Source organism: Scytonema sp. HK-05, assembly GCF_963872035.1.
Taxonomy (GTDB): Bacteria; Cyanobacteriota; Cyanobacteriia; order Cyanobacteriales; family Nostocaceae; genus Kalymmatonema.
Genome location: NZ_CAWMYC010000125.1, coordinates 68,422 through 91,557 on the forward strand (window position 1 = coordinate 68,422; position 23,136 = coordinate 91,557).

At 44.3% G+C, this 23,136-nt stretch carries 19 protein-coding genes and 1 pseudogene; 10 read left to right on the plus strand and 10 right to left on the minus strand.

Annotated features, from left to right (window positions below):
* Nucleotides 1-31 precede the first annotated feature (31 nt).
* On the minus strand, nt 32-1,354 hold the full coding sequence (locus tag AACT52_RS27030; RefSeq protein WP_073627562.1) for a 3-isopropylmalate dehydratase large subunit: 1,323 nt from the start codon (nt 1,352-1,354) through the stop codon (nt 32-34).
* 175 nt (nt 1,355-1,529) lie between these two features.
* On the opposite strand from AACT52_RS27030, the gene AACT52_RS27035 reads away from it, so the two are divergent.
* Complete coding sequence (locus AACT52_RS27035) at nt 1,530-2,861, plus strand: hypothetical protein (RefSeq protein ID WP_073627564.1); 1,332 nt, start codon at nt 1,530-1,532, stop codon at nt 2,859-2,861.
* Nucleotides 2,862-2,924: 63 nt separating this feature from the next.
* Here AACT52_RS27035 and AACT52_RS27040 read toward each other — a convergent pair.
* The 3 genes and pseudogenes from AACT52_RS27040 to groES all read right to left on the minus strand — a co-directional run.
* Nucleotides 2,925-3,182: pseudogene (locus AACT52_RS27040) on the minus strand (methyltransferase); the annotation flags it as partial.
* 319 nt (nt 3,183-3,501) lie between these two features.
* Nucleotides 3,502-5,142 carry a chaperonin GroEL gene (groL, locus tag AACT52_RS27045; protein WP_073627768.1) on the minus strand — a complete coding sequence of 547 codons (1,641 nt, stop codon included), beginning with the start codon at nt 5,140-5,142 and terminating at the stop codon, nt 3,502-3,504.
* Between the two features lie 87 nt (nt 5,143-5,229).
* Nucleotides 5,230-5,541 carry a co-chaperone GroES gene (gene groES / locus AACT52_RS27050; protein ID WP_073627568.1) on the minus strand — a complete coding sequence of 104 codons (312 nt, stop codon included), beginning with the start codon at nt 5,539-5,541 and terminating at the stop codon, nt 5,230-5,232.
* Between the two features lie 261 nt (nt 5,542-5,802).
* Between groES and AACT52_RS27055 the strand changes: the two genes are divergently transcribed.
* Together AACT52_RS27055 and AACT52_RS27060 are read left to right on the plus strand one after the other, a co-directional pair.
* Nucleotides 5,803-6,261 carry a (2Fe-2S) ferredoxin domain-containing protein gene (locus AACT52_RS27055; RefSeq protein ID WP_073627570.1) on the plus strand — a complete coding sequence of 153 codons (459 nt, stop codon included), beginning with the start codon at nt 5,803-5,805 and terminating at the stop codon, nt 6,259-6,261.
* 355 nt (nt 6,262-6,616) lie between these two features.
* Nucleotides 6,617-7,264 (plus strand): response regulator transcription factor, encoded by a 648-nt coding sequence (locus AACT52_RS27060; RefSeq protein ID WP_073627770.1) that lies wholly within the window; start codon nt 6,617-6,619, stop codon nt 7,262-7,264.
* A 178-nt stretch (nt 7,265-7,442) separates the two neighbouring features.
* Here AACT52_RS27060 and AACT52_RS27065 read toward each other — a convergent pair whose 3' ends face one another.
* Together AACT52_RS27065 and AACT52_RS27070 are read right to left on the minus strand one after the other, a co-directional pair.
* The gene (locus tag AACT52_RS27065; RefSeq protein ID WP_073627572.1) at nt 7,443-7,751 is read right to left on the minus strand and encodes an NIL domain-containing protein; all 309 of its coding nucleotides are present in this window, start codon (nt 7,749-7,751) and stop codon (nt 7,443-7,445) included.
* A gap of 257 nt (nt 7,752-8,008) precedes the next feature.
* Complete coding sequence (locus AACT52_RS27070; protein ID WP_073627574.1) at nt 8,009-8,899, minus strand: LysR family transcriptional regulator; 891 nt, start codon at nt 8,897-8,899, stop codon at nt 8,009-8,011.
* A gap of 156 nt (nt 8,900-9,055) precedes the next feature.
* Here AACT52_RS27070 and AACT52_RS27075 point away from each other — a divergent pair, with 156 nt between their 5' ends.
* The 3 genes from AACT52_RS27075 (at nt 9,056) to AACT52_RS27085 (ending at nt 16,052) form a co-directional block, all read left to right on the plus strand.
* Nucleotides 9,056-10,384 (plus strand): Na+/H+ antiporter NhaC family protein, encoded by a 1,329-nt coding sequence (locus AACT52_RS27075; protein WP_073627576.1) that lies wholly within the window; start codon nt 9,056-9,058, stop codon nt 10,382-10,384.
* A 30-nt stretch (nt 10,385-10,414) separates the two neighbouring features.
* On the plus strand, nt 10,415-10,903 hold the full coding sequence (locus tag AACT52_RS27080) for a GNAT family N-acetyltransferase (RefSeq protein ID WP_073627578.1): 489 nt from the start codon (nt 10,415-10,417) through the stop codon (nt 10,901-10,903).
* A gap of 172 nt (nt 10,904-11,075) precedes the next feature.
* Nucleotides 11,076-16,052: a beta strand repeat-containing protein gene (locus AACT52_RS27085; RefSeq protein ID WP_073627580.1), complete on the plus strand. Its 4,977-nt coding sequence runs from the start codon at nt 11,076-11,078 to the stop codon at nt 16,050-16,052.
* A gap of 256 nt (nt 16,053-16,308) precedes the next feature.
* Here AACT52_RS27085 and asnS read toward each other — a convergent pair whose 3' ends face one another.
* Together asnS and AACT52_RS27095 are read right to left on the minus strand one after the other, a co-directional pair.
* Nucleotides 16,309-17,700 carry an asparagine--tRNA ligase gene (gene asnS / locus AACT52_RS27090; protein ID WP_073627582.1) on the minus strand — a complete coding sequence of 464 codons (1,392 nt, stop codon included), beginning with the start codon at nt 17,698-17,700 and terminating at the stop codon, nt 16,309-16,311.
* A 1-nt stretch (nt 17,701) separates the two neighbouring features.
* On the minus strand, nt 17,702-18,055 hold the full coding sequence (locus AACT52_RS27095) for a hypothetical protein (protein ID WP_073627584.1): 354 nt from the start codon (nt 18,053-18,055) through the stop codon (nt 17,702-17,704).
* A gap of 70 nt (nt 18,056-18,125) precedes the next feature.
* Between AACT52_RS27095 and AACT52_RS27100 the strand changes: the two genes are divergently transcribed.
* Nucleotides 18,126-18,410, plus strand: coding sequence for a DUF6439 family protein (locus AACT52_RS27100; RefSeq protein ID WP_073627586.1), 285 nt, complete (start codon nt 18,126-18,128; stop codon nt 18,408-18,410).
* 77 nt (nt 18,411-18,487) lie between these two features.
* Here the strand turns inward: AACT52_RS27100 and AACT52_RS27105 are convergent, their stop codons facing one another.
* On the minus strand, nt 18,488-18,955 hold the full coding sequence (locus AACT52_RS27105; protein ID WP_073627588.1) for an ATP-binding protein: 468 nt from the start codon (nt 18,953-18,955) through the stop codon (nt 18,488-18,490).
* Between the two features lie 381 nt (nt 18,956-19,336).
* A complete protein-coding gene (gene rlmD / locus AACT52_RS27110) occupies nt 19,337-20,752 on the minus strand; it encodes a 23S rRNA (uracil(1939)-C(5))-methyltransferase RlmD (RefSeq protein WP_073627590.1) in 1,416 nt (471 codons plus the stop codon).
* A gap of 146 nt (nt 20,753-20,898) precedes the next feature.
* Here rlmD and AACT52_RS27115 point away from each other — a divergent pair, with 146 nt between their 5' ends.
* From AACT52_RS27115 to AACT52_RS27125, 3 genes are all read left to right on the plus strand, one after another.
* Nucleotides 20,899-21,384, plus strand: a complete 486-nt coding sequence (locus tag AACT52_RS27115) for an allophycocyanin subunit alpha-B (protein ID WP_073627592.1) — start codon at nt 20,899-20,901, stop codon at nt 21,382-21,384.
* Nucleotides 21,385-22,165: 781 nt separating this feature from the next.
* Nucleotides 22,166-22,288 carry a hypothetical protein gene (locus AACT52_RS27120; RefSeq protein WP_339375006.1) on the plus strand — a complete coding sequence of 41 codons (123 nt, stop codon included), beginning with the start codon at nt 22,166-22,168 and terminating at the stop codon, nt 22,286-22,288.
* Between the two features lie 687 nt (nt 22,289-22,975).
* A complete protein-coding gene (locus tag AACT52_RS27125) occupies nt 22,976-23,125 on the plus strand; it encodes a hypothetical protein (RefSeq protein ID WP_158054505.1) in 150 nt (49 codons plus the stop codon).
* The last annotated feature ends 11 nt before the right edge of the window (nt 23,126-23,136 follow it).

Sequence of the window (23,136 nt, forward strand, 5' to 3'; positions counted from 1 at the left end):
CGTAAGCCTACATCTGTGGTTTCATTTCTAATTAACTCAAAAACTCACGCGGATCTGTCACATACCCAGTGACTGCAGAAGCTGCGGCGGTGTAGGGCGAAGCAAGATAAACTCCAGCTTCTTTATGCCCCATACGTCCAGGGAAGTTGCGGTTGGTGGTAGAAACGCAAATTTCTGGCTCATTCATCCGCCCAAAGGTGTCTTTGGGACCACCCAAGCAAGCGGCGCAGGAAGGCGCAGCCGGTTCAATGCAACCAGCATCTAAGAAAATTTCCGAGAGGGTTTGCTCTTCGTACTTCAATGTAAACAGGTCTTCGTAGACTTTTTGAGTGGCGGGTACTATGTAGGTGGGAACCTTCACCTTGTGACCTTTGAGAACTTGTGCTGCATGGAAAAAGTCCTCTGTTTTGCCGCCCGTGCAGGAACCGATATAAACTCGGTTAATCTTGACATCGCTGCATTCGCGTGCCAAAGCGCGGTTATCGGGGGAGTGGGGTTTGGCAACGACTGGTTCTAGTTTGGAGACATCATAGCGATGCTGACTGTAGAATTTGGCATCAGAGTCTGTGTATACTGACTCAAAAGGTTTGTTGGTACGTCCTCTTAAATATTCAAATGTGGTTTCATCGGGAGCAATGGTACCATTCTTGCCGCCAGCTTCAATCACCATGTTGCACAAGGTCATCCGTTCTTCCATCGTCATTTGTTCGACGGCTTCGCCACTAAATTCCATCGTCCGATAGGTTGCCCCAGCAACGCTGATATCGCCGATTATTTGCAAAATCAGGTCTTTCGCTAACAAGTAAGGAGGCATTTCGCCATCCAATACAAAGCGCATGGTGGCGGGAACTTTGATTAACAGTTTGCCAGTTCCCATGATGAAGCCAGCGTCTGTGTTGCCGATACCTGTGGCAAATTGACCAAAAGCACCAGCGTTACAAGTGTGGGAGTCGGTACCAAATAAGACTTCACCTGGGCGGGTGTGACCTTCTTGGGCTAAGGCGACATGGCAAACGCCTTTGTAGTCTGGGTTTGCCTTAAAGTTGGCACGGTCAGTAATGTCGTAAAAGTATTTTATACTTTGTTCTTTAGCAAAATCACGTAAAATATCAACGTTGCGGTTAGCTCGTTCGTCGGCGGTGAAAATATAATGGTCGGGAATTAACACGATTTTTTCGGAGTCCCAGACTTTGGCATCAGCACCAAACTCGCGTTTGAAAACGCCGATGGTTCCCGGTCCACAAACATCGTGTGTCATTAAAACATCAACATTAACCCAGATATTTTCCCCCGGTTCGACGACTGATCGACCGGAGGCTTTTGCCAAAATTTTTTCTACAAGGGTCATGCCCATAGCGATCGCGTTCTTGTAAAAGGGTACAAATTATATCCTACCTGCCTGGTTGTCTGTCAACCAAACATTCATCAGGAAATAACGGATAAGCATCTCCACATATCCTGCAATAGCCAGATGCCAAAATTCTCTCGAAACCTCTAACCTACAACTGTCGAATCCGAGAAATTAACTTGTGGATGCAATTTTAGAGCGATCGCACCAACTCAAGCAAGACCTCACTGATTTTGTCTATGACGCTGAAGACGAACTCGCACAAGCACTGGAAACCTATGCTGCTGTGAAGTCCCGTCGTGGAAGCGGTGATAATTTTCAACAAGAACTGATTATTGACTCATTTATTACAGAAGGGCGAGTCGGTGACGACTCACCATTGGATTTGTTTATTCAAAGCCACCAAGAGTTGTCGGAGAGCGATCGCAAACTGATCAAAAGTTGGCATCGCACTTTTATTGGCTTATTTGCTATTACAAAAATTCTACCTGATGGCTTTGAGTTTAGGAACTGGCTAACAGATAAACACTACACTGTCAAGCCGGACAATGCCCAAAAACTACAGGAAATGTCTCGGCTGAAAGAGGGAGAAATTTTACTGACTCGCATTTCTCCTGTAACTGATAGCTACTGGACGTTCTCTGGTCCTTACACGCAAATGGGTAAATTGGGCAAACCAAAACTCGCAGTAGCTATTGGTAATTTTAAAGAGAATTATAAAGAACATCTTTATGGAGATGCGCCTGAGTTGCTAGAGGAAGCTTGGCAGTCTGTAGAAGTTTATCATCAGCAGTTTCTAGACTTTTTTGGCGCTGATGAAGTCACAATGCCAGGATATCAACTAAACAAAAAGATTGCCGAATTCCAAGAAATATTAACGAAAAAACGCTTGGAAGAAGCAGGCATTGATCCCTCAAAATCTCTGGAAGAAGTAGCACAAGAAGCTGGTATTGGAGAAGAAGAAATCAAAGCAGTTGCAGAAGAATTTGGTACCGACTCTCAAGCCGTTTCGCAAATGTTTGACAACAAAAACGGTACCAGCAAAATGGTAACGCCAAAAGTTGATTTGCCTGCTGAACTTAAAAAAGCAGAACAGTTGACAGCTATATCCCACCCGCGTTGGGGACAGATGTTTCTCCCAACCTACTTTAAGATGAAGGCAATTTTAGAAGCAGAAGATTGGCAAAGTGTAGAAGGTGCTGAAAAACTCATTCGTTTCTATTTACAAGATAAAAGTATTAATGCCTTCATTTGGCATCGGTTAGCTCAACAGTATCCAACACAATTACAAAAAGTGCTGCAAACATTTCTTCAACGTCCAGAATTTCAGCTTCAAACTGACTTGGATGCTCTATTACAAGAATACAACAAACCGATAGAGCCAGAATTACCAGAAATTGCCAGCGTCCCAATACATCTAAACAATTTATTTCAAGAAGCTGTGGTAGAAGTTCACAAATCTAAGCCCAAAGAGAAAAGTCAAAAGCAGTCAGCCAAGGGCTTTCAAAAATGAGATCAAGATACAAGCAGGGGAAGTTGTACTTAACGCAGTACACTTCCCTGTATCCGAAAATCTTTAAACTGGCACACCTTGTATCACACTCACAGCAGATGCAGTGGGAACAATTCTAATGAGCTGAAATCCTGCCTTTTCCATTAGGGTGCGATACTCTTGTTCCGTGCGTTCGCACCCACCCGGACATAATACCAACATATGTAGGTCAATCAACTTGGCAAAAAAAGGCTGATTACCGGGTGGAATGACTTGCTCTACAATCAATAGCTTGCCGTGTTCTGGCATTGCTTCGTGACAACGCTTAAGAATGGCGATCGCCCGTTCATCATCCCCGTGGAAAAAACCTGCACAAAACGCGCAACCCTTTTACGGTTACTCGTTCTACGCTCCACGATTACTCGTGAAGTGCCCCAAATCGAGCGGTTTCTTAGAAAAAATTGTCAAGCTTTCACGAAAAATGCCGCTCGATTTGTTGTCGGGTTGCGCGTTTTGTGTAGATTAATGCGTCCCCACAAAATTTGTATTGTACTCAAGTAAGAACCGCTATAAAAAGTTCGTTTCAAACAAAAAAACAGCCGCCTCCACAAAGGAAGCAGCTGTTTTATCAAAGGTGGGCAAAACCCACCCTACAAAAATCTTAGTAATCGAAGTCGCCGCCGCCCATACCAGCGCCAGCACCAGCAGGAGCGTTATCCTTTGGCTCAGGCTTGTCAACCACGATACACTCGGTGGTCAAGACCATACCAGCGATAGATGCAGCGTTTTGCAGAGCAGAACGTGTCACTTTAGCTGGGTCAACAATACCAGCCTCAAAGAGATCAACGAACTCGTTCTTGGCAGCATCGTAGCCAATGTTGAATTCTTTTTCCTTCACGCGCTCAGCAATGACAGCGCCATTCTGACCAGCGTTTTCAGCAATTCTCTTGAGAGGAGCAGCCAAGGCGCGAGAGACAATCAACGCACCAGTCAACTCTTCACCTTTGAGATTGCTATTTGCCCACTCTTCTAGCCCAGGAGCGAGGTGAGCCAGAGTTGTACCACCGCCAGGAACGATACCTTCTTCCACAGCAGCCTTGGTTGCGTTGATGGCGTCTTCCAAGCGCAGCTTCTTGTCCTTCATTTCCGTTTCGGTCGCCGCGCCTACCTTAACGACAGCCACACCACCAGCTAGCTTAGCCAGACGCTCTTGCAGCTTCTCTTTGTCGTAGGAAGATTCGGTTTCATCGATTTGACGACGAATTTGCTCAACACGAGCCTTAACAGCAGCTTCGTTACCTTCGGCAACAATGGTGGTGTTATCTTTGGTGATCGTGATGCGGCGAGCCTTACCTAGCGCATCCAGCTTGGTGCTTTCCAGCTTCAAACCAGCATCTTCGGTGATCACTTGACCACCAGTGAGGATACCGATGTCTTCCAGCAATGCTTTGCGGCGATCGCCAAAACCAGGAGCCTTGACAGCAGCCACGTTCAGCACACCGCGTAGGCGGTTGACGACCAGGGTTGCCAAAGCTTCTTTCTCGATATCTTCGGCGATAATCACCAAAGGACGACCAGCACGTGCAACTTGCTCAAGGACGGGTACGAGGTCTTGTACCAGAGCGATTTTCTTATCGGTCAGCAGGATGAAAGGTTCATCGAAAACTGCTTCCATCCGCTCGGGATCAGTTGCAAAATAGGGAGAGATGTAGCCTTTGTCAAAGCGCATCCCTTCGGTGATTTCCAATTCGGTGGTCATGGACTTCCCTTCTTCCAAGGAAATCACGCCTTCTTTGCCCACCTTATCCATTGCTTCGGCAATCATCTGACCGACTTCTTCGTCGTTACCAGCAGAGATTGAACCAACTTGTGCGATCGCTTTGGAATCTTCTACAGGACGAGCGTGTTCTTTGATTTTTTCTACTAAGAAGTTGGTACCCTTATCAATACCACGCTTTAGCAAAATGGCATTCGCACCTGCTGCAACGTTCCGCAAGCCTTCTTTTACGATTGCATGAGCCAAAACGGTCGCAGTTGTGGTGCCATCACCTGCAGCATCGTTGGTTTTGGAAGCCGCTTGACGGATCAGAGCAACGCCAGTGTTTTCGACGTGGTCTTCCAATTCAATTTCTTTAGCAATGGTCACACCGTCATTAACGATTTGTGGTGCGCCAAACTTTTTCTCTAGCACTACGTTCCGACCTTTGGGACCGAGGGTCACAGCAACAGCCTCAGCCAGAATATCCATGCCTTTCTCTAGGGCACGACGTGCGTTTTCGTTGTAGATAATGCGCTTTGCCATAATTGTCAAAGAATTTTGAAAAGAACAGTACGAATTTGTAAGTTGTCCTTTGCCCTTTGCCAATAATTCATGACAAAGGACTCATGACTATGAAACGATTGCTAGAATGTCTTTTTCTGAGAGCAGGACGTATTCGTCGGTTCCAAGTTTGATGTCGGTACCAGCGTACTTCGAGTAGAGAACTTTTTCTCCCACTTTGACATCCAGTGGCTGACGACTACCGTCATCTTTGAACTTGCCATCACCCACAGCGACAACCTCGCCCACTTGGGGCTTTTCTTTTGCGTTGTCGGGCAAATACAGACCACCTGCGGTCTTTTCTTCAGCGGCGCTTACTTTGACGAAGACGCGATCGCCCAGAGGTTTAACTGTAGAAACGCTTAGAGATACAGCTGCCATACCAATTTCTCACCTTGTTAGCACTCTCGACTCCTGAGTGCTAATTTAGCGAAACCTAGCGTGCAATGGCAACATTTTCTTTTGTACGGGTTCCCGAACTTTACTCGTGCTATCCTACTTAAGTATAAATACTCAACTTTTCCTAGCTTTCAGGTTTTATTCCGTAAAGGACGAATATTGATATATGGGCAACTTTGTTTGCAAAGCTGGGATATTGATATAGAACAGTAATCAGGGAGCCGCGAATTGAGTAACACTACAGTGAACCAGTCCTGCCTTCAGCTACCACAGACCACGACACGACCAGCGAAGAAAGCCCTAAGTATTTCTCTAGAAACTTTAGGACTGTCAAAAATTCAAACGGACCTTTTCATCTGTACTGTCCAGACAGTTTCTAAATGCTTCTCAAAACAAACTCGTTTGCCATTTTGGAAATACTTGAAAAAGCGCCTCAAACAGCTCAATCTTCGCCTACCACAAGATAGCAATTCTAGTTGCCTCTTTAGAAATAAAGCTAACTGCTTGCAAGTTTGTTGTTCTAGACTGATAATAGAGGATTACCCGGATGCTGTGCGGTATCGCCCAACAACCCCGGAAGTAATTGTTCGGATTATACGAGAACACTTATTAGGCAACAATGTGGTAGAAGAATATGCATTTTTAACCCATCCTTTGCCAGAAAGTTCCCAAGTTTGTCGTGAAAAGCTTATAGAAGCTTAACATCCAACAAGGATATGGCACAGTAGTAAACAAATGAAAGTGCGGGTTAATTGTAATTTGGGAACATCTTGAGACCAACATTTACTTGTTAACCTGAATAATTATTATTTTATCAGTGTTTTTTAACCCGCAACTTTCAAAGCGATATATAATAACGCATTATGAATACTACTGCTCTACGTATCCTTACTGGAGTTTTGCCGTTAGTACAGAATTTCTTGAAGGTGATATCCACTTTTGGGACTTGATGTAACAAGGGCAAGTTAAGTGAGAAAAAGCACCACACCTCCTTAATCCACCAGAGAGGATGACGATTCAAGACCTTGATGGATCAAGCGCGATAAGTGCCACTGCTATGAAAGAACCCAGCATGAAAGATCACAAACGACTTCTACTTATTGATGATGACCCTAACCTCATCTTGCTGGTGAAGGATTATTTGGAATTCCGGGGTTATGATGTCACCACCGCCGAAAATGGTCGAGAAGCACTGGAAGTTTTAGAGCAGGATATTCCAGACATGATCATTTGCGATGTGATGATGCCGGAAATGGACGGGTATACTTTTGTAGAACAAGTCCGGCAAACCGAACGCACCAGCTGGATTCCCGTTCTATTCCTTTCAGCGAAGGGACAAAGCGCAGACCGAGTTAAAGGTCTGAATAAAGGTGCTGATGTGTACATGGTCAAGCCTTTTGAGCCAGAAGAATTGGTAGCACAAGTAGAATCTTCTCTGAAGCAGACCATTCGCTGGAAAGAACATCAAGCAAAAGGAGGAGAAAACGGTTCCCGCATCCAAGTTCCCTTCGATGTGCAGTTAACCCCAACGGAACTCAAAGTCGTGCAATTTGTGGCTCGGGGTTTAGCTAATCGCGAAATAGCTGAAGAATTAAATGTCAGCCAACGCACCGTTGAAAGCCATGTGTCGAATATGTTGGGCAAAACCAATCTCCACAATCGCACTGAACTAGCACGGTGGGCAATTGAAAATCAAATGGCATAAGTACAGTGCACACTCCTGAGTACTGACGAGCTTTTCGCCTGCTTTGGTTCCTACTAGATGAGGAGCCACTGCGCCCTTGGGCATCCCCCCGAGAAGCGTGCAAATGGGGTGCGACTGCTGTTGCCGAGTGCTGAGTAGCTGGCTAACTCAGCACTCTTACTCATTTGTCAGGACTTATTTACCAACCGTCTTCTCCAGTAATGAATCGGTGCGAAATTTCTAAATTCAGTTCATTCAGGTACGTTAAGGCACTGGCAATCTGGAAAACAGTTCCTCGTAGTTCCAAATCAAAACAGCCTTGTTGCGGCACATGACCATTGAGCTGGGCTGCAGCCATATCGACTGTGATGCCGCAATAGGAAATGAGCCGTGAAATGACTGGTTGTTCGTGCCACTCCTTGGGAATACGAACTGTAATACGAGTTGTGGTGCGTCGGTTGTCTCGAAAATCGATAGTAGATTTACCCTGTTTCCTTGGAATTGCCATAATAGCTTTCCTTTCAAATGGTTTGATGCGGGTTTTATGTTACACATTTTTTTCTCCCGCCACAAAAATCTTGACACTAATCTTCTCAAATGGGTCTACTGTCATGACCCCCCAAATTCCTTCTGGTATTAATCACCTGTTTATCGGTCGGAATATAGGGTATTACTAAGATTTTACATAAGCAGGTTCCAAAACGCAGAACAACCGCGCTGCAGCAAGGTGAAACTTGGAACAGAAGCGGAAATATGGCGAATACATTAACCAACTTTGAGGATGTCCAGAAAAGCAAAAACTGCTCTTGGCAATAAAGCGTCTGCCAGAATCGCTACCCCAATCACTCGCTCTAGCGGTACTGGCAAACTCCTCACTTCTATCTCTTCTAAAATGGGTTCAGCCGCAAGTCGAGCCATCACAGTCGCCCCCAATCCTTGCTTGACCATACTGAGAATCGTCGAATCTTCCCTCAGCTCGTAGTCAATCTTGAGAGTTTGACCAAATTGTAAAAAATGAGCGCTGACTGTTTTGTTATGTTGAGGACTACGAAGATTCACAATCATTGGATACTTTGCTAACTGTTCCCAACTGAGTGACACACCAGGAGCAATCGACCCAGGCGGTAGCAGCGCAACAAATTCATCTCGAAATAGCTCCCACGTCTCAAATTCTGTACTACTTGGCAGCAACGTGAAGCCAACATCCGCCTGACCTTCTCGCAGTGCCTGTTCTACCTCTGCATAGCGATCGCACTCGGTCATCACAACGCTAATCGTTGGCAATTTCTCGCGAAAACGAGCGATGACCTTTGGGAGTACGTGAGTTGCGATGCTCCTTACACAAGCAACGCGAACCTGTCCCGTCTGTAATCCTTTCTCTTGGTTGGCTTTTTCCCGAATCACCTCTAATAAATGCAAAACTTGACGCGCTTCCTGAATCATCTGCTCTCCAATTGGCGTCAAAATTGCACCGTAGCGACCCCGAAAGAGCAACACAATTCCCAGTTCTTCTTCAAGTGTGGCGATCGCATGACTGACAGTTGATTGAGATAGCCCCAATTCTAGAGCAGCCGAACTGAAGTTACCGTGGTTGGCAATAGCCACGAAAGCCCGTAACTGAGAGATTTTTAACTTACTGTCGTTGACTTCATTCATCTAGGTAAGAAAAGCCACATTTAGATAAAAGCAAAAGCCTTTGACCTTTATCTATCGATTTTATCGATATAAGGTATCTAAAGAATACTTTGCTTTCCAATTTCGTAATGGCTACACTGTCTAATGTCGGCGAATAAAGCATTTCATTACTAAAAGATGAATTCATTATTTTCTCTAATTCTTTGCTTTATTATCTTGCTGTGCAGCGTTATTAAAGGATACTTTGTTGCCTATCCACTTTTACTTTCTCTGGTCATCCTATTTATTACTTTTGCTTTCCAAGGATTTCCAGTCAGAGATTTAATTGTAATGGCTTTTGCTAGTAGTCAAAAAGCTTTTCCAATCATCCTAATTTTATTATTAATTGCAGCAGTGACAGCGGTTTGGATGGCTGCGGGAACAATACCTGCTTTGGTTTACTATGGAACCCAACTCATCAATCCTCAATATTTTATTCTTTCAGCCTTTGTCCTCACCAGTTCTATTTCTGTACTACTAGGCACCTCCTTCGGCACAGTCAGTACTGTAGGAGTTGCCCTAATGATTATGGTGAAAGGAGAGGATGTTAATCCTCACATAGTTGCTGGAGCAATCATCGCAGGAGCTTATTTTGGAGACAGATGTTCTCCTATGTCTTCTAGTGCCAATCTTGTTGCTAGCATTACCAAAACCAAGCTACATAAAAACATAATAGCTATGATATCAACTGCTTGGTTGCCTTTAATGGCTTCTAGCCTGATTTATTTAATCCTTTCAATCAGCAATCCAGTTCAAGTTAGAAATAGCCGTTTTATTTCAGAAATTCCTAATTCTTTTAATATTAACCCACTGGTTTTACTTCCAGCCTTTGCCGTGATAGCTCTTTGTATTTTTAAAGTAGAAGTTAAACTGACATTACTCGTGAGTATCTCGATTGGATTCGTTTTAGGAATATTTTTTCAGAGTTATTCTTTTGTTAAACTAATAAATTTCGTTATGTTTGGATTCCATTTAGAACCAAGAATGGACTTAAGTGAAGTTCTGACAGGAGGAGGCATCTTTTCGATGCTTCAAGTTTCGATAGTCGTCATCCTATCGACTTCTCTATCAGGACTAATCATTGGAACAAAGACATTAGCAACTGTGGAGAATATTATCAATAAAGTTTCTTCCAGAAGTAGTTTATTTTTAGGAACTACTATAGTTGGGTTAGCATCCGCCGCTTTTGGTTGCACTCAAACGCTTGCGATTCTCATGACTCACCAGCTTGTAAAGGAAAAGTATGAGCAACAGCTAAATAGTTATCAATTGGCAACTGATATTGAAAACACAGCTGTTGTACTTTCACCTCTCATTCCTTGGAATATTGCCGGACTAGTACCAGCAACTATATTAATGACTGATTCAGGATTTATTCCCTACGCTGTTTATTTATATTTAATACCCCTGTTGAATTGGGTTCAATTTAAGGTCTTAGAATCCAAGACACAAGGCGAATTTGAATAAATTTCTTGATATTTAAATAAGATAAAACTTATGAACCACAAACAGTTCTTAATTCGAGACGCCAATTCTAGCGACATTTCTACTTTTATGGAGCTAATTCGGCTTAAGGCTGAATTTGATGGCTGTCTTGACTTTCTAGAGGCTACACCGAAGAAACTAGAAGATACTTTATTTTGTGAAAATCCACTTGCCTTTGTTTTGTTAGCTGAGATTGACGGGAATCCAATTGGATTTGCAACTTATCACCGGATATATTCCACTTTTCTTGCTCAGCCAGGAATTTGGCTAGATGATTTATATATCAAAGCTGAATATCGCAGGCTTGGGATCGGTGAAGCGCTGATAAAACGTTTATGTCAAATTACCCAAAAAATAGAGGGTGGAAGAATCGATTGGATAGTTGCAGTAAATAATACTCCAGCAATTCAGTTTTACGAAAAAATGGGCGCGAAAATTATCCAAAAGTCAAGGTTTTGTCGGCTGGATAGGGAGGAGATTAAGCAAAAAACAGCACCCTAAGGGGCGATCGCCACTAAGGGACGGGGGTAAAGCGCGATCGCCTCAGTATGGACAATACCAAGTTCTGTTTGCTACTGAAAGTAAAGCCTAATTGTTGGAGCAACTACAGCAAGTACCACTACTTGTGGTTTACTGAGTAATAATGTAAACGCTGTAAAAAGCTGAGGGTGTAATGTCTAGGATCGGTTGCTGGGGCAGCTTAGTAGGGATTGCGATCGCACTTGGAAATACTTTCAATGCACATTGCGCTCTTGCTCAAATCACACCGGATGGGACTTTACCTAATAATTCTATTGTCACTCCCTCTGGTAACACCATCAATATCACTGGCGGAACACAAGCAGGAAACAACCTTTTCCACAGTTTCCAAGAATTCTCTATTCGCACTGGTAACGGAGCTTTCTTCGATAATGCGCTTAACATTCAAAACATCATTAGCCGAGTAACAGGTGGGTCGATATCTAACATTGATGGTTTCATCCAGGCTAAGGGTGCAGCTAACGTGTTTCTGCTTAATCCAAATGGGATTATCTTTGGTCCAAATGCCAGTTTGAATGTCGGTGGTTCATTTGTGGCAACAACGGCAAATGCGATCCAATTTGGCAATATTGGCTTTTTCAGCGCTGATAACCCGAATGCACCCACTCCATTGCTGACAATAAACCCTTCAGCATTGCTGTTCAATCAACTCCCGACTGCCATCATCAACCGTTCTCAAGCAGCCGCAGGAACGAATCCAGCAGGTGTTGAAGTCACGGGTTTGAAAGTACCAGAGGGCAAGAGTTTGCTCTTGGGGGGTGGAAACATCAACGTTGAAGGTGGCGCACTCAGGGCTTATGGTGGGCGTGTCGAGTTGGCAGGATTGGCGGCACCGGGAGTCGTGGGACTAAATGTGGCGGACAATACTCTCAGTTTCAGTGTTCCTAATGAAATTGCTCGCGCCGATATATCTTTGACTAATGCGGCTGAAATCAATGTCCGTGGTGCAGATGGCGGGAGTATCGCCATCAATGCTCAAAACTTGAGCTTGGCAGGAGAAAGTAAACTACGGGCGGGGATAGACACGGGATTGGGTACGCCCCAAAGCAAGGCGGGAGATATTGATATTAATGCAACAGGAGCAACGACTTTAACTGATGGCAGCTTTATTGCCAATGTTCTGCAAGCAACGTCTGTAGGTAAAGGTGGCAACATCAATATCACTACTGGGTCACTTGGGCTTATCAATGGTAGTAACCTAAATACTAGCAACTTGGGGCAAGGGGATGGTGGCAACATCAATATCACTACTGGGTCACTTGGGCTTATCAATGGTAGTAACCTAAATACTAGCAACTTGGGGCAAGGGGATGGTGGCAACATAAATCTTAATATTCGCGATGCCCTGACTTTAGCTGGAGTGGATCAAAACGGAATCGGCAGTGCCATCGTAAGCAGTGTACGATCGCAAGCCGTAGGTAAGGGAGGTAGTCTCAATATACAGGCAGGCTCAGTTTCCTTAGCCGATGGCGCTTATGTCGATGTCAGTACTTTTGGAAAGGGCGATGCTGGCAATGTCTCAATACTGGCTAGGGACACTGTCTCGCTCTCATTTGCCTACATTTATAGCAATGTAGAAGCAGGGGGAGTAGGCAATGGTGGCAATATCAACATTACAGCCTCTTCACTCTCGTTAAAAGATGGCGCCCAACTACAAACTACACTGCGTGATGCTGATACCCAGAATAACCTCCCAGGAGGTCGTGGAAATGCAGGTAATATCAACATTGATGTTCGTAGTGCGGTAACTCTTGCTGGGGTGAAGGACGGAGTTAATAGTGGCATTTTTAGCAGCGTGGGAACTGGGGCAGAGGGCAATGGCGGTAGTATCAACATCAAATCAGGAACCTTTTCTTTAACTGATGGTGCTCGACTAAATGCCAGTACTTTAGGTAAAGGGAATGCTGGTAGTATATTTATCCAAGCTTCTGATTCTGTTTCCCTTGACAATAGCGGCATAAAGAGCGATGTAGATACAGGGGCAGAAGGCAATGGCGGTAGTATCAACATCAACGCTGGTTCCGTGACAGTACAAAACGGAGCTGAACTGTCTACCACGGTTTCGGGAAAAGGGAATGGGGGCAACATTATTATTAATGCCCGCGATCGCATTTCTTTTGACGGCAAGGGAGAGGAAATATTTAGCCGTGCAAACACTAGTGTACGACAAGGGGGCGAGGGCAAAGCCGGAGACATCCAGGTAACAACGGGTACTCTATCATTGAACAATGGAGCATTTTTCAGTAGCAGCACCTTAGGAAAAGGCGACGCTGGAAATATCACGATTGATGCGAGCGATCGCATTAGCTTTGACGGTAATAGTTATGCCTCAAGCACTGTGGGTACACAAGCTGTCGGTAAGGGAGGAGATATCCGGGTAACAACTGGCTCACTCTCATTGACTAATGGCGCTCAACTGAATACCAACGTTTCAGGGCAAGGTGACGCAGGCAATATCACTGTTGATGCGAGCGGTACGATTACTTTTAACGGTGGCAATAGCGGCATAAAGAGCGATGTAAATACAGCGGCAGAAGGCAAAGGCGGTAGTATCAACATCAACGCTGGTTCCCTGACAGTACAAAACGGGGCTGAACTGTCTACCACGGTTTCGGGAAAAGGGAATGGGGGCAACATTATTCTTAATGCCCGCGATCGCATTTCTTTTGACGGCAAGGGAGAGGAAATATTTAGCCGTGCAAACACTAGTGTACAACAAGGGGGCGAGGGCAAAGCCGGAGACATCCAGGTAACAACGGGTACTCTATCATTGAACAATGGAGCATTTTTCAGTAGCAGCACCTTAGGAAAAGGCGACGCTGGAAATATCACGATTGATGCGAGCGATACGATTACCTTTAACGGTGGCAGTTCTGCCCAAAGCAGTGTGTATGATAGCGGTGTGGGCAAAGGCGGAGACATCCGCGTGAGAACAGGCTCACTCTCATTGACTAATGGCGCTCAACTGAATACCAACGTTTCGGGGCAAGGTGACGCAGGCAATATTACTGTTGATGCCCGCGATACAGTTAATTTAGATGGCGTAGTAGGCGATGAAATTAGTGGTATTTACAGCAGTTTGCTAAGTGGTGTTGGTAAAGGGGGAGACATCCGGGTGACAACAGGTTCCCTTTCTGTTACCAATGGCGCTCAACTATCTAGCAGCACGGATGGGCGAGGGAATGCAGGCAATATCACGGTTGATGCCCGCGATACAGTTACCTTTGAAGGCATAGGAAAGGATAAACTTTTTGGCAGCAGTGCAAGAACTACACTGGGAAGTAATGGTGTAGGTAATGGTGGAAATATCCGCGTGAATGCTAGGGCGCTGTTCTTAAAAAATGGTGGTCAACTCAATGCTGATAGCTTCGGGCAAGGTAATGCAGGCAGCATCACCATCGATACCCGCGATACAGTTGCCTTTGACGGCGTAGCTAGTAATGGAAATTACAGCGCGGCACAAACCTCAGGACGTCAAGGCAATGGCGGAGATATCCGGGTGACAACTGGAACACTCTCATTGACTAATGGCGGTCTACTATTTACCTCTGCACGAGGAAATTCAGGCAATATCACTATTAACGCCCGTGATGCCGTTAACTTTGATGGCGTAGGCAGCAACGGAAGCTCCAGTGGTGCTGTTAGCCTATCGTTACCTGGAGGAGTAGCTGGTAAGGGGGGAGACATCCAGGTGACAACAGGTTCCCTTTCTGTTACTAATGGCGCTCAACTGCTTTCCAGCACCGCTGCGCGGGGCAATGGCGGCAATATCACCATCGATGCCCGCGATACTGTTAAATTTGATGGCACTGGTAGCAATCAAGCTTCCAGTGGTGCCTACAGCACAGTAGAATCTGATGGCGTAGGCAATGCAGGAAATATCAAGCTCACAACTGGTTCCTTATCTTTAAACAACGGTGGGCAACTCAGTGCCGCTACCGCTGGGCAGGGTAATGCGGGTGATATCACTATTGATGCCCGTGATGCCGTTACCTTCAACGGCACAGGCAGCAATGGACGTTTTAGCGGTGTCTACAGCACAGTAGAATCTGGTGGCGTTGGTAAAGGGGGAAATATCCAACTTAAATCCGGAACATTCTCCTTGTCCAATAATGCTCTGATCAATGCCGCTACCAGTGGACGCGGAGATGCAGGTAACATATCTGTGACGGTAAATGATGCTGTTTCGCGGAGAAACTCCGATCCCCGTCGAATCACAATTAGAGATGGGGCAAAAATATCAGTCAATAGCGATGGTACAGGAAATGCAGGCAATATTACGCTACGAGCAGGTAATCTAACTCTTGACAATAAAGCCTCGATTTCTGCTCAAACTGCTACCAGCCAAGGCGGTAATATTAATTTAAATTTGGGAGAAGTCTTATTGCTGCGTCGTGGCAGTCAAATCTCCGCCACCGCAGGCACCGCTGGTGCTGGCGGCGATGGCGGTAACATCACCATTGATGCCCCCGGTGGCTTTATCGTTGCTGTCCCAAATGAAAATAGCGACATCACCGCCAATGCGTTTAGCGGTCAGGGAGGAAACGTTACAATTCGATCTGCTGGTATTTTTAACATCGCACCACTGAGCCGACAAGACCTTGAGCGGTTAAGCCCTAATGATTTAAACCCAAATAACTTACCAACAAACGATATCACAGCGATTTCCCAGCAAAACCCTACTTTAGGCGGTCAAGTCAGTCTTAACACACCCGATGCCGACCAAAGCTTGGGATTAGTCGAACTACCCACAGTCTTAGCAGGTACATCAGAGCTAATAGCAGAGAGTAGCTGTGCTGCCGTTGCTAGCACAGATTCTGACACAGGAAAAAGCAGATTTACCTTTACCGGACGTGGCGGTTTGCCTCCCAGCCCTTACGAACCCCTCAGTACTGATGTAGTATGGTTAGATACTCGCCTGTCAGCGATCGCATCGCAACAGCAGCGTTCAGAGAAACCTGCTGGCTTACCACCGTCTAAAGCTGAAACCGTGAAGATTGTCCCCGCGACTGGTTGGGTGTTCGATGGCAAAGGGCACGTTACCCTGATCTCTCACACCTCAGGTAATAGTAGTTTGGGGTCTACTCCTGCTGGGTGCCCCAAACAGTAAAACCATATAGGGACTTCCAGATTAAAAAATACCCAACTTTTCTTGTGGGATGGGCTTCTAGCCCGTCCTATAAACTGGGGGGTTCAGATAAGAAAATTTGTTCAACATTAATCTTGTAGAGACGTTGCATGCAACGTCTCTACACCCATGAAATCTCCACAAAAAATCATTAACTGAACTGTATTGTCCTATAAACTGGGCGGGCAAGATGCCCACCCCACAAAATTGGATAATTTATTGGTTGAAAATCCCATATCTAAAACTCGGCACTTTCCGGCGTCCGTGGAAACGGGATCACATCTCTGATATTCCCCATCCCCGTCATAAATTGCACGAGTCGTTCAAAACCCAATCCAAAGCCAGCGTGAGGAACAGTCCCAAAGCGGCGCAAATCGAGATACCACCACAAATCTTCTGGTTTCATCCCTTGAGCGAGTATGCGGCGTTCAAGAACATCTAAACGTTCTTCTCTTTGAGAACCGCCGATAATTTCGCCAATTTTAGGCGCAAGCATATCCATAGCAGAGACAGTTTTTTCATCGTCATCTAAGCGCATATAAAAGGCTTTGATTTGCGCTGGATAATTGCTGACGATGACCGGCTTTTTGAAAAGTTGTTCGCAAAGATAGCGTTCGTGTTCTGATTGTAAATCCAAGCCCCAACTTACCGGATATTCAAACTTAACATCAGCTTTCTCTAACAGTTTGATGGCTTCTGTATAAGTTATGCGCTCAAATTCATTGTTAATAATATTATCTGCCGTTGCTAACACGGTATTATCAATGCGCTGATTGAAAAATTCCATGTCTTCTGGGCAAGTTTCCAGCACATATTTGAAAATATATTTGAGAAACGCCTCGGCTAAATCCATATCTTCCTTGAGTTGACAGAAAGCCATCTCCGGTTCTACCATCCAAAATTCTGCCAAGTGGCGGGAGGTGTTGGAGTTTTCTGCACGGAAGGTAGGACCAAAGGTGTAGACGTTGGTAAACGCCATCGCCATAACTTCGGCTTCTAACTGACCGCTGACTGTTAAATATGTTGGTTTGCCAAAAAAGTCTTTGCTATAATCTATTGCCTTGCTTTCTGTGCGAGGAACATCTTTAAGATCCAAACTCGTCACGCTGAACAATTCACCCGCACCTTCGCAGTCGTTAGCGGTGATGATCGGAGTGTGTACCCACAAAAAGCCGCGTTCTTGAAAGAATTGATGAATGGCGGTAGCGCACGCGTTTCTAACTCGGAAAACTGCACCCAAGGAATTGGTACGCGATCGCAAATGTCCAATAGTTCGCAGAAACTCAAAGGAATGACGTTTCTTTTGCAGGGGATATGTTTCGGGATCAGCTTCCCCGTAAACTTTCAGCTTTTGAGCTTTCAACTCGATCCGCTGTCCTTTACCTTGAGAAGCTACCAGTACCCCAGCCACTTCCACAGAAGCACCTGTATTGAGCTTTTTCAAAATATCATCGTACTCTGGCAAATCCTGATTAATGACTACTTGCAAATTAGCCAAGGATGAGCCATCATTTACTTCTATAAAAGAAAAACCTTTTAATTCGCGTTTGGTACGAACCCAGCCTTGAACTATCAGCCATTCATCAGGTTGACCACTTCGCAATATTTCTGCAATTCGTCGATTTACCATATTATCCAGCAACAGACTTTAATAACCAGCCTATGATAACGCCCAATCCGCCAAAGCGGATGGCTTGCCAAAAAGGTTCTTTAAGGCTACCCCAGGAAAACAACTGGCTTTCCAAGTTGAGTTCTAGCACTTCCAACTGCTGTTTAATTTGCTTTAACTCGGCTTTCACTTCTGGCAATTTACTATGACGCAGTTGTTTGAGGCGTTGTTGCAATTCTGTTTGACGGAATCTGTCTGCTTGCACTTGATTGTAGCGTTCTTTTAAAGTAACAAGCGCTTGCTCCACTTCCAAGAGTGCTTGTTCAAATTCTTCGTGTTGATTTTCCTCACCGAATGAGAGCTTAGGCGGTTTCATGCACAAGTAGTAAACTTAGGATTAAATGCTTCCCCATCAGTCACTTACTCAGCACTCAGGATTTCATATCATGTCGCAATCAACTCAGCTGCCTAACACGAGTCAACTGAATGAATTTAGTACCTTGGAACTAGCGCAAGCTCTTATGGAGAGGCTGAGCATTTCACCTGACGATTGGCATCGCCTCAAGTCTAACCGCAAAGTTCGTGCAAGTGAACAAGCTGCTGCTGCTCTTGTGTATCTCCTTAAAGATCAACCACAAGAAGCTTTACTCAGACTTGAGCAAGCAACTGGTTGGTTGGATCGCTCTGTTTCTGCTCCACCCTGTCCAACTCACGGCGAGAAGAAGGGCTAGGGAGAGAGGGAGGGAGAGCGAGGAAATACAAGAAATTTCCCCCAGTCTCCCATTCCTTTACTTTCCCATTCCTCTTTTCACCGTAACAGAGCTAGTCTGGATCGATTCTCTAGGTGTTTACAAAGCCTCAACTCTGTGCCTTTCCTATTCCACTGCACCTGATCGAAAATTTGATGGAGAATACACATACCACGACCGTTTTCTGACTCATCCGGGGGTAAGTATTCTGTTGGATCGATATCTGGATCGACATCGACATCGCTAGTAGAGGAAGGTGTAAAGCCGTCGCCTTGGTCGGATATCACCCACCAATACTGTTTATCAATTAACGAGAAACGGACGACAACTGTTTTACTTGGATCTAGATTATTGCCATGTTTAGCAGCGTTTACTAAGGCTTCTTGAAGTCCTAGTCGCAGTTCTGCTTGTAATTTGACCGGAATCTCTGCCAAAAGCAAATCTAGTATTGGACAGAGGTATAGAGTTGAGGCAAAACTAATTGTGCCCCAATTACGCCCTGTAGGACGAAGCGAAATAGTAATCACAAGTGGAACCCCGTAGCTTTCAGAGTTAGCTAGACATCAGTTTGCTGTCACAGGCACCCTGATAGAATTTGAGGTGGTCATGTTGCCTTCAAACTTTCGTCTTTTAAACTAAATTTTGAAAATGCTAGGGAGCATTAACTCTCCTTAATGACATAGAGTCACTCACATAAAAAACGGCTTTTATAGCAACTGCTCAAACAGTAAGCAACTGAATATTCTTTCTAATGAAAAGAGTATTAACATACTCTTTTACTTGCCGATTCATAACTTAAACAACTCGATTCATATTTTTGGGAGAGTCTTTGCAACTTCAAGATCTTCACACAAAAGGAATCATATATTTATCTTAATTCAATTCTAGCATTTTTACTATGTATTGGACTACAAATTTTTAGAGTGAGTTTTTGTCAAGGAGTTAGTACCTTTGGTCAAATCTGATAGTACAAGAAATGCGGCAGCTTCCACATGAGCAGTTTGCCCAAAGAAATCAGCTGGTTGTACCCGTGTGAGAGTATATACTCCGTTTTGACAAAGTAATTTGAGGTCACGGGCAAGGGTAGCGACTTTACAACTGACATAAACAATACGTCGTGGTTTTGATTTCAGTAGGGTTTCAATCACAGCGCGATCGCACCCCTTACGCGGGGGATCAAGCAAAAGAATGTCTGGTGAAATCTCCATCTGGGGAAGTAATTTTTCTACTGCACCAGTGTGAAAATTTACATTATGAATATTGTTGTGTTTGGCATTTAAAATTGCTTGTTCCACTGCCTCTGGTTGCAATTCTAACCCCATTGCTTGCTTAACTTGTTTAGCAAGTGGCAATGTTAACGTTCCAATACCGCAATAAGTATCAAGTAGCACCTCAGAACCTTGTAAATTCAGTTCCGACTGAATCACCTGCAATAATGCCTCTGCCGTCTCCGTATGTACCTGGAAAAACGTATCCGGTCGTACCTGGAATTCCAGCCCAGCAAATTTTTCTCGCAGGTAGGGACGCCCTGCAATACAACGAGTTTGGGTGCCAAAAATGGCATTAGTACGGTCTGGGTTGCGGTTTAAGCAAATCCCCACCAACTGGGGATAGCGCTTTAACCACTCCTCGGCTTGGTCTTGAATTGAGGGTAAATTCCAGTCCTTGACCACCAAAGTCAGCAACATTTCCCCAGTCCGGCGACCAATGCGAAAACTGAGATGGCGTACAACACCTGTGTGGCGCTGTTCGTTATAAACTTGCCAACCGTGCTTTTGGATGTCCTGTTTGACTTCCAACAGCAGAGGATTTAATCTTTGGTCTTGCACGGGGCATTGATTCAAGTTAATCAATTGGTGGCTACCTTTTTGGTAGTAACCTGCTTGAACTTGTCCGGTGTGAGATGATCCCAGAGGATAAGTGGCTTTGTTACGATAGCCCAAACACTCGGGACTCGAAAGCACTCGATCTACTGGTGGTTGGACGAAACCGCCAATGCGTTCCAAAGCTTGAATAACTTGATTTCGCTTGGCAGCTAACTGGTACTGATAATCAATATGCTGCCATTGACAGCCGCCACATTTATCAGCCACAATGCAGCTTGGTCGGACACGGTGAGGAGAGGGTTGCAACAGTTCTTTAAGTTTGGCGTGCGCGTAGTTAGGTTTAACGTGTACCAGACGGACAACAGCGCGATCGCCTGGTACAGTATCGCTTATAAATACCACCCTCTCGTGCCAACGCCCTACACCATCACCCGTATCGTTCAAATCCGAAATCTCAACTTCAATTAACTCACCCTGTTTCCAAATTTTTTCAGTCATTGGTCAAAACTCAAAACTCAAAAGTCAAAAATCATTCTCCCCATCTCTCCCATCTGCCCCATTTCCCCCATCCCACTCTCTTCACTTGTGTACTCAAGACTCGTTAAACTAGCAAATAATAATTAATTCATGTCATTGCCATAATCATGACTGTAGTAAGCCAAGTTATTCTCCAAGCCGACGACCAACTGCGTTATCCCAGCAGTGGCGAACTCAAGAATATCAAAGACTATTTGCAAACCGGCGCACAACGGATACGAATTGTCACAACCCTAGCTGAAAATGAAAAAAAGATAGTTCAAGAAGCTACTAAACAGCTTTGGCAGAAGCGTCCCGACTTTATCGCGCCAGGAGGCAATGCATACGGTGAACGTCAGCGTGCTTTATGTATCCGTGACTTTGGCTGGTACTTGCGCCTAATTACTTACGGTGTACTTGCCGGTGACAAAGAACCAATTGAAAAAATTGGTTTAATTGGCGTGCGGGAAATGTACAACTCGCTTGGCGTTCCCGTACCTGGAATGGTAGAAGCCATCAACTCTCTGAAAAAAGCCTCCCTTAACTTACTGAATGCAGAAGACGCCGCTGAAGCAGCACCCTACTTTGATTACATCATTCAAGCGATGTCGTAATACAAAGTGAGTTTTGTTTTCCTTGTGCTTGCGGGCTTCTAAACAAAGTGCAAGCAACCAGGACTCAACACCAATAATACTTATATACTGATCATATCTTCCCCACACTAGATAGTGGCTCCGGCAGAATCTCTGTCAAGTTACTAACAGGTTGTGGGGAAATTTTATTGGATACTCAACACTCAAGAGTTATTAGTAAAAGACTTTTGACTTTCTCCCCACCTCCCGATTTTCCGCCACTCCTGTGACTTTGCCCCATATATAAAAAGCCAACAGTCTTCAAGAGAAGGCTGTCGGCATTTAGTGTGTTCCCTATTAATGACTCGGCTAGAGTTCAGTTGTTTGTATTCTCCCAACTTACTCATATGAGGAATACGATCTTAATCATGGGTATCAGTGATGTTCATCACAAAATTATTTCTGGCAGACTGTATCCACACATAAACACGCGGAACTTCGTATCTCTAGAATTCAGACAAGCTTTATTATATTCTCTCATCAAAAACTGCAAAATTAATTATTAAATCAATTTACGTAAAGCTCAACGTACATGATCGAAAATGCGTCAGTTCATCTATTTAATGGCAGGGATACTCGTGCTTGGTGCTTGCTTGGGTTGTGCTACTCGACCCCAAAACCGAGTTTTGGACAGTAATAGTATAATAACTCTTGAAAAAGAAAAAATTAAGAGCCATGATCCATGACCCAATCGAATATGAAGACGGGTTTTCAGTGAGAGCAGATTTGTTGAATGCAAAATCTAGAAACTAGTTCATGACTCATGCAGGAGTGTTGGTTTGAGCAAGATGGGTGCAAAAGCATTCATCATGCACCAATGACATTTTTGAAACTAAAAATGAGTCAGGAAACAGCAGAAACTCCCATTCGCAGCGAAATGCTGTAATTAATTTCTAGAAAAGTCAAAATAGCAGTTGAAAAAAGAAATTTTTTCATACACATAGCACCGATGAAAATTGCGGACAAAGCTTCACACATAATGACTTCACTAGCGCTCTAATACAATTCCTTTTGTGAAAAGCGCAAACTAAGCCACCAATTCAATCAATCAGGTAACTGGAACGATTGTGTTGAGTAGTACTGAGAACAGTACACAAATAAAATTTTGTTAACTAAGGTAAGGATGATAGCCATTGCAGAATTGATGATTTCAACAATATAGAACTTGTTCAATCACCAGTTGAGATAGGCATATTGTATATAGTGAAATTTATTTTCATCCTTGGCTTAGTACATATTTATTTTATGAGAGAATTTACAAGATTCAATTAGTGGAAACACTTATTTGTTTCTTGAGAGCTTCAAGTTTAAAGAAAAAATTACGTATTTCTACAGTTGCTGCCAAACGGCAATCATCAGCCGTCATAGGCTAGAAATAATAGCATAACTAAGTCATAAGATCTTGCAATCAATCTAGCTAGGGGTAACGATGGCAGCAGAACAAAAGCAAAGCATTTTACTTGAGGAAATAGAAAGCCATTTACGTCAGTTGTCTCCTGAGAGCTTGCAAGTAGTAGCTGCGTTTTGAGTTTATTTCCACCGAAGAGAAGAAACCCAAGCAAAAAAGGAACTATTGAGCATTCCTGGGTTTGCAGCATCCTTCCGTGAAATGCAACCTGAAGGACAGGAGGAAGCTTATAACTTGGTCATGGGAGTTGTTCAACGGGAAATGTCTAAAGAAGAAGTCTCTGCATTTTTAGAAAAGCACCTAAGTAATCGCTAAAATAATGCTCT

Coding starts and splice junctions, on each gene's coding strand:
- AACT52_RS27095 (WP_073627584.1), bottom strand. CDS start 18,055: ATGAAACCGCCTAAGCTCTCATTCGGTGAGGAAAATCAACACGAAGAA.
- asnS (WP_073627582.1), bottom strand. CDS start 17,700: ATGGTAAATCGACGAATTGCAGAAATATTGCGAAGTGGTCAACCTGAT.
- AACT52_RS27060 (WP_073627770.1), top strand. CDS start 6,617: ATGAAAGAACCCAGCATGAAAGATCACAAACGACTTCTACTTATTGAT.
- rlmD (WP_073627590.1), bottom strand. CDS start 20,752: ATGACTGAAAAAATTTGGAAACAGGGTGAGTTAATTGAAGTTGAGATT.
- AACT52_RS27115 (WP_073627592.1), top strand. CDS start 20,899: ATGACTGTAGTAAGCCAAGTTATTCTCCAAGCCGACGACCAACTGCGT.
- AACT52_RS27120 (WP_339375006.1), top strand. CDS start 22,166: ATGCAGGAGTGTTGGTTTGAGCAAGATGGGTGCAAAAGCATTCATCAT.
- AACT52_RS27075 (WP_073627576.1), top strand. CDS start 9,056: ATGAATTCATTATTTTCTCTAATTCTTTGCTTTATTATCTTGCTGTGC.
- AACT52_RS27085 (WP_073627580.1), top strand. CDS start 11,076: ATGTCTAGGATCGGTTGCTGGGGCAGCTTAGTAGGGATTGCGATCGCA.
- AACT52_RS27030 (WP_073627562.1), bottom strand. CDS start 1,354: ATGGGCATGACCCTTGTAGAAAAAATTTTGGCAAAAGCCTCCGGTCGA.
- AACT52_RS27080 (WP_073627578.1), top strand. CDS start 10,415: ATGAACCACAAACAGTTCTTAATTCGAGACGCCAATTCTAGCGACATT.
- AACT52_RS27100 (WP_073627586.1), top strand. CDS start 18,126: ATGTCGCAATCAACTCAGCTGCCTAACACGAGTCAACTGAATGAATTT.
- groES (WP_073627568.1), bottom strand. CDS start 5,541: ATGGCAGCTGTATCTCTAAGCGTTTCTACAGTTAAACCTCTGGGCGAT.
- AACT52_RS27070 (WP_073627574.1), bottom strand. CDS start 8,899: ATGAATGAAGTCAACGACAGTAAGTTAAAAATCTCTCAGTTACGGGCT.
- AACT52_RS27065 (WP_073627572.1), bottom strand. CDS start 7,751: ATGGCAATTCCAAGGAAACAGGGTAAATCTACTATCGATTTTCGAGAC.
- groL (WP_073627768.1), bottom strand. CDS start 5,142: ATGGCAAAGCGCATTATCTACAACGAAAACGCACGTCGTGCCCTAGAG.